The following is a 12,617-nucleotide window of genomic DNA, read 5'->3' on the forward strand; positions in this document are numbered from 1 at the left end:
CTCGCTGGCGTACTAATCTCGCTGGCGTACTAGTAAATAGTACGCCGCGGGCAAAACCAACAACGTTAACACTAACGCACTGAGCATTCCGCCTACCATGGGCGCTGCAATGCGTTGCATGACCTCACTTCCCGTACCCGTTGCGTATAGCACGGGTAACAAACCAATAATGATGGAAAACGATGTCATTAATACAGGGCGCAAACGCATGGTAGCAGCGTGAACAATAGCCGCTTGTATTCGCGAATTAACTGAAACACCCGCATCATCTTCATCAGCACGAGAGACTTCTGTTACATGCTGATTAAGATAAACCAACATGATCACGCCTATTTCAACAGCAACCCCTGCCAACGCGATAAAACCAACTCCCACCGCCACAGACAAATTGAAATTCAAGCCATAAAGTAGCCAAATACTGCCTACCAACGCTAACGGTAGCGTCGCTAAAATCAACAATACGTCTTTTAGGCGATTAAACGCCATGTAAAGTAATAGACAAATAATCGCTAGTGTTATTGGGATTACGACAGAAAGCTTGGCTTTAGCTCGCGCCAAGTATTCAAACTGACCCGCCCACGACAGCGAATAACCTGCAGGTAGAACGAGGTTGTCGTTCAAATAGGCTTTAGCACGCTCAACATAGCCACCTAAATCACTGTCGTTTATGTCGATAAATACCCAGCCATTTAATCGCGCATTTTCACTCTTAATTCCCGCAGGTCCTTTGGTAACGTCAATTGTTGCCACACTTCCTAAGGTAGTATGAACACCGCTTGGTGTGAAAAAAGGTAATGCCGCCAACGCTTCAGGGGTATCGCGATAGTGTTGAGGAAAACGCATGCTCACTGGATAGCGTTCGCGTCCTTCAACCGACTGTGTAATAGCACGTCCGCCAATAGTGTTACCAATAATATTGTGCACATCGTCGATACTCATCCCATACATTGCGGCCTTATCGCGATGCACTTGCACATCAATATAGCGCCCGCCCACTACGCGTTCTGCGTAAACCGAAGCGGTGTGCTCAACATTAGGTAATAGTTGCTCTATTTGTTGCCCTATTTCTTCGATTACATCCAGTTTAGGGCCAGCCACCTTTATGCCAACTGGGGTTTTGATCCCTGTCGCCAACATATCAATTCGGGTTTTAATTGGCATAACCCACGCATTCGTTAGGCCCGGAAACTGTACAAGTGCATTGAGTTCATCCTTCAGCTTTTGTGTGGTCATACCGTCCCGCCATTGTGATTTTGGCTTAAGCTGAATGAACGTTTCAATCATAGTAAGCGGTGCTGGGTCTGTGGCCGTATCCGCTCGCCCTACTTTACCAAATACACTTTTAACCTCAGGCAAGGTAGCAATCAGCTTATCAGTTTGTTGAAGCAGCTCACGTGCTTTGCCGATGGATACACCAGGATAAGTCGTGGGCATATACATTAAGTCACCTTCGTCCAGTTCGGGCATAAATTCGCTGCCCAGATGACTTAATGGCCACAGGGATGAAAGTAAAACCAGCACCGCCCCCACGAGTGCACTGCGCGGGAAGCGCAAAACTAGGTTGAGCGCAGGCTTATACATCCCCACCAACAAGCGATTAATAGGGTTTTGTTGCTCTGACTTAATGGTGCCTCGCACAAAATATCCAGCTAATACTGGCACGAGTGTGATTGCGAGTGCAGCCGCTGCTGCCATGGCATAGGTTTTAGTATATGCCAACGGTGAAAAGAGCCTCCCCTCCTGCGCTTCTAGTGCAAAAACGGGTACGAAGGAGACCGTGATAATCAGCAGTGAAAAGAATAACGCAGGCCCCACTTCTGACGTTGATTGTATGACGATTTTCCAGCGCTGTTGTGCAGAAAGCGAACCTGATTTTGTGCCTTTTGCTTCTTCATAAGACGCATATTGATGTAAGTGCTTATGTAAATTCTCGACAACGACTATCGCCCCATCAACCATGGCACCGATGGCAATAGCAATACCGCCAAGGGACATAATATTAGCGTTGAGCCCTTGTAATTTCATGATAATGAACGCACTAAGTATCCCAATCGGGAGACTTATCATCGCCACCAACGATGAGCGAACATGAAACAAAAAGACTAGGCACACTAACCCTACAACAATTAACTCTTCTATTAGTTTGTCAAAGAGTGTGTCTACCGCATTATCAATAAGCGTTGAGCGGTCGTAAACCGGCACAAGCGTTACGCCTTCAGGCAAACTCGCCGATAAACTGGCCAGTTTCGCTTTAACTGCGTCGATTGTGGCTTTTGCATTCTCTGAATAGCGCATCACAATGATGCCGCCGACGGTCTCTCCTTCACCATTGAGTTCTGCAATGCCACGACGCATCAAAGGCGCTTCAACCACATTAGCCACGTCGCCAATATTAATACTCACTCCATTTTCAAACACCCCTGTTGGAATGGCTTCTATATCACTTATTTGTCCGATATAGTTTTGCGCGGTGACCATGTACTCAGCCTCGGCCATTTCTATAACCGATGCTCCCGTTGCACGGTTTCCCCGTTTAAGCGCTTGCTCTATTGCCGAAGGAATAATGTTCAAAGCGCGCAGTTTTTCAGGACTCACAATAACCTGATACTGCTTCACCATACCGCCAACCGTTGCCACTTCAGAAACCCCTTCTACCGACTGCAACTCATACTTCAAAAACCAATCTTGCAGCGAACGAAGCTCTCCTAAATCAAGTGGAGTTTTGGCACTGGCTTCATTTTGAAGGGCGTAGATATAGACCCAACCAACCCCAGTAGCGTCAGGACCAAGTTGTGGAGTAACGCCTTCAGGCAAAGTCGGGGCGGCCTGACTAAGGTATTCGAGCACGCGACTTCTCGCCCAGTACATGTCGGTGTCATCATCAAAGATGACGTAAATATAAGCATCACCGAAGAACGAATAACCACGTACAGTAGTTGCCCCCGGTACAGACATTAATGCTGATGTTAAAGGGAACGTTACCTGATCTTCTACCACCTGAGGAGATTGCCCCGGATAGCTGACTTTGACGATGACCTGAACGTCCGAAAGGTCAGGTATTGCATCAACTGGCGTTTGCTTGACCGCCCATACGCCTGCAATACTCAACATTACTGCGCATAACAACACCATGACTCGGTTGATGACTGACCATCTAATGACTGATTCAATCATGGTTCATTTCCGCATGGTGCTGATGAGTAGACGTATTGGCGTTTTCTATAGGACGCATATCTATAACAACAAATTCCTCACCCGTTACAAAGGTAAAGATGACTTTCATTCCTTCACTAAATGAAGTTGGGTCAATATGCGGTGATAACGCAAAGGACATAGTGGCAGGCCCTCTACCCCATTTTTCAATGGGTCCTCGTGCTATAGTCATAAACGATACTGACTCATCATTTACGACAATTTCTTTTATTTCTCCTGTTGTCGTCGCTTGATGTTCTGGCGCTTGCATACGCATAAAGTCACTGTCTTTTGATGATTCTGCATCAATCAAAAACTGTGCAGAAATCACTACATTATCTCCAGGCAATAACCCTTCCGTCACGGTGTAAAATTGCGAGTCGTGCTGCCCTAGCTTAACGGCGATAGACTTGAATTGGCCGTTATCATCAGCAAGGACAACTCTCGTATTGGCTGCGGTTCGAATTACTGCACTTTTAGGCACCAGTAATCCAACGTTTTCATGTTGAGGTTTCACCAACACATTCGCGAACATATTTGGCTTCAACCTAGAATCTGGGTTTGATAGTGCGATGCGCACCTTCAATGTGCGGGTTACTGCTGACAGCGACGGGTAAATATAGTCTACTTCACCGTAATAGGTTTGCCCCGGCAAATAATCTAAATTGATCTCTGCGCTATCGCCTATACCCACTAGGTTTGCATACATTTCAGGTATATCCGCCAGCACCCACACACTTTCCAGCTTTGCGATACTCATCATGGTGGTGCCTGGCTGAACAAAGAAACCTTCCCGAATAGCCAATGCCTCTACCACACCGCTTTGGGGTGCGTTAAAAGTAACCGATTGCGATATTTGTTGCGTTTTTTTAAGCGTTTCAATGAAAGAGCGATTCAAGGCCAACGCGCTAAGGCGTTGTTCTGCGCCTTCAATTAACCTTCGATCATTGCGTTTAAGCGCAAGAACATACTCCTCTTGAGCGTTCACGAGTTCAGGAGAATACAAGGTATATAACGGCTGACCCGCTTTTACGACATCGCCCTGTGACTTTATGTGTAGGGTGTCTATCCAGCCTTCAACTCGTGGGTGAATGTGTGTTATTTCATCTTCATCGTAAACCACTGTCCCCACTGAAGTCACACTTGAATCGAGCCGTCCAACCTGGACTGGCGCAGTTTTCACCCCCATATTTTGCTGTACTTGAGGCGATATCATCACAACACCTGGCGAACGCTCAGTAGCGCTGTCAGTGTTAGCGTCGGCGTAAACAGGAACCAGATCCATTCCCATCGGTGATTTGCCGGGCTTATCTCTGCGGTAACTATCATCCATTGGCGCAACCCAATACAAAGGCGCATCGCTATCTTTAGCTGCTTCGCCTTCACTACTATGTTCATCCATAGGTTTTAGAAAAGTAAACCAGATGCTACCGCTAAGACCTGCACCTATTAGTATGCCCAAAAACAACGCGCGAACGGTTGATTTAGTATTCATGATTTAACTCCATAGCGTTGTGGTTTGAGGCTTCCAATGACGGCGCGTATAAATAAATCAAAGACGCCAACGTTTTGGCCTCTTCAACATGAATGGCAAGTAATGAATCTTGAACTTGAATTTGGCGAAGGTGAGCTTGAACCACTTCGCTGAAGTTGGCGGTATCTGCGGTATAGGCAGAGAGCAACGTCTGCGCAAGCCCTTCGACTTCATTGGTTAGCCCATTTTTATAAAGTGCTTTGCGCTTTGACAAAGAAGCCAAGCGCACTTTAAGCATTTGCGCTTGTGACGCTAATTGATTCACTTTCAAACGAAAGTCAGTCTTTAGGGCATTGACTCTAGAGACAGCCGCGGCAACATCGGCGTCTTGTTTTGGTCTAGTAAAGTACGGCAAATCTACCTGCACCCCAAGAGAAACGAAGTCCGCGCGACTTGCGCCGTTTTGGGCATCTTGACGATAGCCATAACTCGCATCAACACTCCATTGTGGTTTTGTTTGTTCCCGCGCAATGTCAACTTGCTTGGCTTGCACATCACTTTGCAACTGCAACCCTCTTGCTTCGGGGTGCTGTTGCAGTAATGAAAAGGGTTCACTGTCACTGACAACACGATACAAGGCGCTCAAGTCAAGCGTATAGCCATACAACAATGCACCTAAAGCCAGATTATCCGGCGTCATATCCGAGGATAAAGGTGCGCCGTAGAATTCCGATAACGCAGCACGCGCCTCTAGCAGTGCCTGATGCGCCTTAGTATATTTGTCTTCTAGCGTTAACTGTGCCAGTCGAACCTGCAAAATATCGCTTTGCTGCGATTTACCTAACCCTTGACTATAGCGAGACTCGGTAACGTCCATTAGTTGCGTGAGTAACTGACCTTCTTGCTTAAGTAACGCGAGCCGTTCATTAGCGTAGTACCAATCCAACCATATCAGTGAAACCGCTTTTTTCAGTGATGCCAGTCGTGCGGCACTCTGCGTGTCTACTTGCCGAGACATTACCGCAAGTTTTTGGTAGTTGAGTGCATTAACATCGCCTCGTGGCAACTGCTGTTTAATACCCACTTTGAATTGTGTCATGGGCTCTTGGTCAAGCGAAAAACCGTCTGTAGGCAGGTTTTGTATCGAGGTTGAAAGCTGCGGATTAGCCCAATACGCCGATGCGTATTGTTCACTTTTAAGGGCTTGTTGCCTGTAACTATTGCCTTTAAGGTTAGGATCTTCAGAAATAGCAAGCTGCTGTGCTTGCTCTAGCGACAAAGCCGCTGCCAACACGCCTTGAGACTGCGAAACGAAAGTCGCGGTCAGCACAGCGACAAGCACGCCCTTCAAGCGCAACGCTTTGCTCAAATGCATTGAATTGGTATACATCATAATGTCATCACTATTGTTCAAAAAAGCCGTAGTGGTTAAAACGACTTGCGTTTTTTAAATGTGATTGTCAGAAGGTAAGTAGAAAGAGCATTCGGCTTCTTAAATGCTTCGTTAGCACTCTAAGAATTGCGCTTTATATTCTAACAACCCAATAAACATTGCTTTCATTCAAGGGCAGCCCCTTACAACAAAAACAAGGCAGATCTAGACTGTTAGGCGTGATTTTGGTGGGCGGTATTGCTTAAAAGATATGCGAGAGCAAAGACCTTTTAGCTGGTCTTGTGCGGTGGTACGCGCAATAGTAACACTCGGTTGAATAAGCGGATGGACTAGGGCTAGTCCTGTGGTGTTGAAACACTGCTCAGTGCTGCATTTGCAGTCATCACCACAGCATTCCATCATGAGTGATGGCTCTTGTATAGGCTCTTTTACAGCCTCTTGCATCCCTACTTGGTTTTGGTCAGTTTGATGATGAGCACACTTTATTTTGGTCATCTCTGATGACATATTTTTAGCGATGTTAACAACTGGTGCTTGTCCGCTGCCTGATTGCATTTGAGAATGACTGTGAACAAAAGACATGGCATTTACTTGCGACATACCTTGCAACACCAGCGCCAAAAGCATAGCTAATATCAACGCGAGTTTATGCGACCCGCGTCTTCTTAGCAGGTTACCGTGACTTGCGTTGTCACCACTTCGGCAATGACTCATATTCATACTCATGCTAATAGCATAGCGCTAAGCAAGCACACAGTAAATACATCTCTATTTCGTGAACTGCTTTATGTACTGTCGCAACATCAATTCCATGGTGGAAAACAGCGGGTTTGCTTGAGGTACTGCACACGCTTCTTGCTGGTTGACCATCGTTTTATTGAATTGCATTTGACGTAATAACGTGTCATTTACCACAACATCTGCATGACACAGCGCATAGGACTCATCAATAACAAAGAATGAATTCGGCCCTTTGCTCAGCTCCATCAAACTTTCAACCCCGCGAATTGGCGTGGTCGCATCTGCTTGCGAATGCGCTGCAAATAGCGGTACTTCTACTTGCTGCCCGTCGTCTAATTTGTCTCTTATTGTATTAATAAGGTCCATTAACTCAAGACCTGCAAAGCCCGCTACATTAGGATACTTATACGGATTTGGGCCATGTGTTTCGTAATCGCCATCAATAATTTTGGCTAATAATTTAATGCCCCAAATGCGCGACATGCCTTCAGCGTTGTCAGACAATGCCAGCGCGCCTGAAAATAGCATTAAGCCATCAATATTTTGACCATTATCTAAGTAGTGCTCTACCGCCAACGCGCCTCCCGTAGAAAATCCACCTACCAGCAAGGTATCTCCCATGCTGTCAGCTAAACTCATCACGTCGTCGACATGGGACTGCCAACGCTCGGCTAAATCCCAATCTGACATGTCATCATTGGCATCGCGTTTTCCATGCCCCGGCAACAATGGCACAACAACACTAAAACCTTCGCTAAATAAAATCTCAGCTATCTCGCGCATAAAAAACGGAGAATCACTTAAGCCGTGCACAAGTACAGCAACTTTGTTGCTTGTAGGGTTATTTAAAATAAACGGTGCATTGCCTTCATTGCGTAACACGTTGCTACATACACTAAATCTATTCAGTGCAGTTTCTCGGCATGGCTGGGTGCTGCCCCACTCGGTTTCATAAAGCGCCTTAAAACTCGCATTGGTTTGCGAACTCGCTGACGTTTGCGCAAACACTGAACTAGCAATAAAAACAGAGGCCAAACCCAATAAGCATTGTGCAGCAAAATTACGTGTCACTAACTATTCTCCGAACGGAAATAAAAAACGGGAGCATAATAGCATGCTCCCGCAAATTTTCGAGCTAAGGTGTTGCTAAGAAGATAGGCAACAGCCTAGGCAAAATAGGCTTCTAAGTCGTCAGAGCCACCAACATGCTTACCACCAATAAAGACTTGCGGCACCGTTTCACGACCACTAATTGCCGTTAAGCTCGTTAGCGTGGCATCTTTACCCAGCACGATTTCTTCATACTCATACCCTTTTTCATCTAAAAGCGTTTTCGCTTTAGCACAGAAAGGACATCCAGGTTTGGTGATAATAGAAACAGGTGCTTTAGACTCTTCTTCAGGCGCAATATAGGCCAGCATTGTGTCTGCATCAGATACCTCAAAAGGATCACCTGGCACATCTGGCTCGATAAACATTTTTTCAACCACGCCATCTCTAACAAGCATAGAATAACGCCAGCTGCGCTTGCCAAAACCAAGTTCAGCCTTATCAACTAACATACCCATACCGTCAGTAAATTCACCGTTACCATCAGGTATAACAGTGATGTTATTGGCTTCCTGATCAGCGGCCCATGCATTCATTACAAAGGTATCGTTTACCGATACACACACAATTTCGTCGATACCGTGCTTTGCGAATTTTTTCGCTAAGGCGTTATAACGAGGTAAATGAGTAGATGAGCACGTCGGTGTAAATGCACCTGGCAGCGAGAAAACAACGACATTTCTGCCTGAGAATATTTCATCTGTCGTTTTGGTAACCCAGCTTTCGTCATCACGGCATGGAAACGAAACACTAGGGACTTTCTGACCTTCTTTAGAAGTAAAACGCGCTTCTGACATAACAACCTCTTGTTCGGTTAGGGTGATAATTTCAAAGACTAGATTGTCCCTATACACAAATCAATAGGTATTGGCTTACATTCGTTAATATTGATTTTGATGCTGTATTCTCAAGCGCCTCTGTCTATGATTTTTAATTAACAAGACTACGTCTCGATCTGTTTCGCTTGATCGTGTCAGTAGTATCAGTATAGATAGTAACGTTGAGGGTTTACGCCATGATTATTTTGGTTGGTGGTGAGAAAGGTGGAAGTGGTAAAAGCTGCCTTGCACAAAATATTGCCGTGTATTTACGCACAGAAAAAGGTGCGAAGGTGCTAATGGTTGATTGTGATCCTCAGCGAACGACATCTGATTGGATCCAAGAGCGTAAAGCAGACCCCCGTCTAGCTGAAATAAATTGCGTGCAGCTTTACGGTAAAATCCGAAATGAGCTGCTCAGCCTTCGCCAATATTATGATTACGTGGTAATTGATTGCGGTGGTCAAGACAATCTTGCATTGCGATCTTCAATGGCAGTTGCCGACCACATACTTATTCCACTACGTCCTAAGCGTCGTGATCTCAAAACAGTGCCTCACATGGAAGATATCCTATCTACTTGTAAGATGGTTAACCCCAAAATGAACGCCGCTTTTGTTATTACCCAATGCCCTTCGCTACCCAGTTTAGCCAATCGCATTTTAGAAGCAAAAGAAGTGTGTCGCTCGTTTGGTATTCCTGTACTTAACGCTGTCACATTCAGCCGAAATATGTACGATGACTCTGAAGAGTCGGGTAAATCTGTGATTGAAAGCGAACCGGAAGGTAAAGCGGCTGCTGAAATAAGAACGTTATTTGAAGAGCTGCTGGCGGGTAAAGAGGAGGACGCGTATGAGTTTGCTCAACCTCAAAAAGTCGAAGCCTTTAGCTAAACCAGCGCTTCGTAGCGTAGATGCCTTTATAGACGACGCCATTCTTTATGCGCAGGGTAAGCATGACAGTATCAGTGCAGTTCCTGATAACGCTAATAGTCAAATAAGCGAGTTAGATAACCGTGTGGTACCGCTTCGTAAGCCAAAGCAGGCCAAAGGCATGCGCCATGCTACGTTTACTTTAACGCCGGAGTGCATTGATAAACTAACCGTTCTATCTGATGAGACAGGCTCCTCTCGCTCTGCACTTATCAGACAGTGGATCCAAGAAAGCTATAAACGCCGTTGAGGTTTCATTGTCCTCCTTTATAGCGCTATGGTGAGGGCTAGCGCCCTCACCTATCATTCAAGAGCGTCTAAACCGCTAGACTAAAGTATAAAATAAAATACCTGCAATCTTCCTAATTCTCTTCACAATTAAACGATAATCGTTATCATGCGAGTAACCTTTGATAACATTGCGACAGTGCGGTCTTAGTGACCTAAAACGCCATTAAGGAGATGGGAACTGATGGGCAGTAAAGGAATAAGTGCTGGTTTTGCACTTATAGGGCTCTTAGTTGCTTCGTTATCGCTAATTCCTTCCCAAGCGCTAGCGCTCGAGGGCGCGCCTCCTCAAACTGCAGTGATTGAAAACCTTATTGCTGCTAAGCGATATGATGACGCGGATAGCAAAGCGTTACTTATACTCGAGCAAGCTCTGCAACAAAATAGCCTTCCAACGCAAAATATTCTCGACCTCGGTAAGGTTATGCAAAAGGCTTCTCGCTTTGAAGTTTCAAAGGCCATATTCAACGCAGCGTTAGCCCAATACACCCTACAAGGTGAATTGGGTAATATGGCAATAAGCCTCTTATACCTTGCCACTGCTGAAAGACAGCTTTCAAACTATACATCTGCAACATCTTACATTCGCCGCGCTATGTCTATTGCACAAATAGAGCGTAATAGCGCACTTAAAGCACAACTCAACTTAGAGCTAGGCATAATCCAACAAGAACAAGGGAAAGTAGAAGCTGCACTTGAGCCATTAAAAGAAGCGCTTCAATATTTTCGCGAGGCCAACGACACAACGCAAACGAGTGTGTGTTTATTGCGGATAGGTGATATTTACAGCTTGCTAAACCAAGCATCCATGGCGCAAACCTACTATCAAGATGCATACGATACTGCCAACCAAGGGTTGCAAGATAAACGTATTCTTGGCATTACTAAGACAAGAATTGGCGCTCTTCAACTAAAAAGCGGCCTTAGCAACGACGCCGTTAACTCGATTGCGAGTGGTTTAGACTTACTTTTAGCCGTTAATGATGTTGGCGCTATAGCGGAAGCGAAAATTGTAATGGGGCAAGCGCTTGTTGAAGTCGGTGATATCGCCAAAGGTCGAGGACTACTTCAAGAGGCCATGAGTTTCGCTGACTCTTCAGGACAAGCAAAATTAGTCAAAGAAGGCCGACTAGCCTTAGCTCAAGCTTATCTAAAAGAACAAAATTTCGAAAACGCCCTAATTCATGCCCGAACAGGCACGGTGACCGCTAGAAAGAGCAAAGATCTTAGGGGGCAACTCAGCTTTTTGTCCTTGCAACTAAGTGCCTATGTATCGATGGGCGAGTTCAAGAAAGCCCTTGATATTCAGTCAGTTATTCAGCAGTTGCGCGAAGCCCTTTTAGACTCGCAGAACAAAACAGCCATAGAAGGCCTACAAGCTGAGATAGAACTCGTAAGGCAATCAAGAACGCTTGAGAAACTTACCGAGTCTAAACAGTTAGCACTGGCTCAAGCTGAACGAGAAAATTTGAGAACAACGCTGATATGGAGCATTTCGTTAGCAGGGTTGTTGATGATGTTTCTAGTATGGAGTCGCTTCAAGCAGCGCCAACAAACCATTTTCTTAAGACGTGAAGTCCGTCAGCAAACATTAACCCTACAAGAAAAAAATGACGAGCTAGAACGAGCCTACAAAACACTTGAAGAGGTGAGCCTTCGAGACCCATTAACGGGGCTTTATAATCGTCACTATTTAGAGTCTCAGTTACCGGGAGAAATAAGGCGCAGCCAATTCTCAGCAACCCAACTCACTGAATCAGAGTCTAAAAAACAAGATCTATTGTGCTTACTGATCGACATTGATCACTTCAAGCGGATTAACGATGACTATGGTCATATTGCCGGCGATAAGGTACTGGCAGCGTTTGCTCGCACACTAAAAGAAGTGTTTCGTCAAACAGACCTAATAATTCGTTGGGGCGGTGAAGAGTTCCTTGTGGTCTGTCGCCATTCTAATCGCGAAGAATTGCCCATTCTCGCCGAGCGCTGCCGTGAAATGGTGGCGAATACCCCGTTTGATATTGATGGGCCCTCGCCTATTAATATTACATGCAGCATTGGCTTCTCTATTCTTCCTCCAGAGAAAATGGATAGTTTCGATGCCGCTTGGGAACGCACTTTTGCGGTTATTGATTACGCACTCTATGCCACCAAACTGTCAGGTAGAGATGGTTGGGTTGGCGTTATAGAAACCTATGAAGAACCGCGAGAAAACCCGACACCACTTGATCATAAATTCAATTTTTCGAGCTCAAGAATTGCCACATCGTTTAACAACGTCGCTAGCATCACTTGGCCAGAACACATTGAGGAGTAGTAAAAATGTATAAAGGTAGCTGTCATTGCCAAGCGGTTCAGTTTGAAATTGACCATCTTGACGAACATGATGCAGATAAAGAAAGCATCGCACACTCCGATTGCCAAGCGTTGCAGCTCGAAGTAAGTAAAGATAGGCTTGTAGTCGACTGTGCTCCCTCAGCACTAGCCAAGCTGCATGTCGCCAGTGGTGAAACTCATCACGTGTGCAATGTGTGCGGGCAACTGATGTTTGTTGAAGATTTAAAAGCGAATATCAGTGTGGAAGTCGCCTTTAACGGACATGATGTATTACAGGCCCCCCACCGCCAGTTTGTTATTTAGCGCCAACGGGTGACGCTAAATAACAAAAG

Annotated in this window: 10 protein-coding genes; 4 read left to right on the forward strand and 6 right to left on the reverse strand. The window is 45.5% G+C overall.

All coding sequences use genetic code 11. The annotated features are described in order from the left end of the window. Positions 1-12 precede the first annotated feature (12 nt). The 6 genes from JN178_RS15125 to JN178_RS15150 form a co-directional block, all read right to left on the reverse strand. Entirely contained in the window at positions 13-3,174 is a 3,162-nt protein-coding gene (locus tag JN178_RS15125; RefSeq protein WP_202262255.1) for an efflux RND transporter permease subunit, read from the reverse strand. Next, on the reverse strand, positions 3,167-4,687 hold the full coding sequence (locus JN178_RS15130) for an efflux RND transporter periplasmic adaptor subunit (RefSeq protein ID WP_202262256.1): 1,521 nt from the start codon (positions 4,685-4,687) through the stop codon (positions 3,167-3,169). Before JN178_RS15130 ends, JN178_RS15125 begins: the two co-directional genes overlap by 8 nt. Continuing rightward, on the reverse strand, positions 4,677-6,059 hold the full coding sequence (locus JN178_RS15135) for a TolC family protein (RefSeq protein ID WP_202262257.1): 1,383 nt from the start codon (positions 6,057-6,059) through the stop codon (positions 4,677-4,679). Before JN178_RS15135 ends, JN178_RS15130 begins: the two co-directional genes overlap by 11 nt. Positions 6,060-6,263: 204 nt before the next feature. Next, positions 6,264-6,785, reverse strand: coding sequence for a hypothetical protein (locus tag JN178_RS15140; protein ID WP_202262258.1), 522 nt, complete (start codon positions 6,783-6,785; stop codon positions 6,264-6,266). Between the two features lie 42 nt (positions 6,786-6,827). Next, positions 6,828-7,820 (reverse strand): alpha/beta hydrolase, encoded by a 993-nt coding sequence (locus JN178_RS15145; RefSeq protein ID WP_232369774.1) that lies wholly within the window; start codon positions 7,818-7,820, stop codon positions 6,828-6,830. 146 nt (positions 7,821-7,966) lie between these two features. Beyond that, complete coding sequence (locus JN178_RS15150; protein ID WP_202262260.1) at positions 7,967-8,707, reverse strand: glutathione peroxidase; 741 nt, start codon at positions 8,705-8,707, stop codon at positions 7,967-7,969. Between the two features lie 218 nt (positions 8,708-8,925). Between JN178_RS15150 and JN178_RS15155 the strand changes: the two genes are divergently transcribed. From JN178_RS15155 to JN178_RS15170, 4 genes are all read left to right on the forward strand, one after another. Beyond that, positions 8,926-9,621: an AAA family ATPase gene (locus JN178_RS15155; RefSeq protein WP_159626792.1), complete on the forward strand. Its 696-nt coding sequence runs from the start codon at positions 8,926-8,928 to the stop codon at positions 9,619-9,621. Continuing rightward, a complete protein-coding gene (locus JN178_RS15160) occupies positions 9,581-9,910 on the forward strand; it encodes a ribbon-helix-helix protein, CopG family (protein WP_202262261.1) in 330 nt (109 codons plus the stop codon). Before JN178_RS15155 ends, JN178_RS15160 begins: the two co-directional genes overlap by 41 nt. 222 nt (positions 9,911-10,132) lie before the next feature. Next, positions 10,133-12,265, forward strand: coding sequence for a tetratricopeptide repeat-containing diguanylate cyclase (locus tag JN178_RS15165; protein ID WP_202262262.1), 2,133 nt, complete (start codon positions 10,133-10,135; stop codon positions 12,263-12,265). A gap of 5 nt (positions 12,266-12,270) precedes the next feature. Then, positions 12,271-12,588, forward strand: a complete 318-nt coding sequence (locus tag JN178_RS15170; RefSeq protein WP_202262263.1) for an ADP-ribosylglycohydrolase — start codon at positions 12,271-12,273, stop codon at positions 12,586-12,588. Positions 12,589-12,617: the final 29 nt, after the last annotated feature.

The sequence above is a fragment of the Alteromonas sp. KC3 genome, assembly GCF_016756315.1.
GTDB lineage: Bacteria > Pseudomonadota > Gammaproteobacteria > Enterobacterales > Alteromonadaceae > Alteromonas.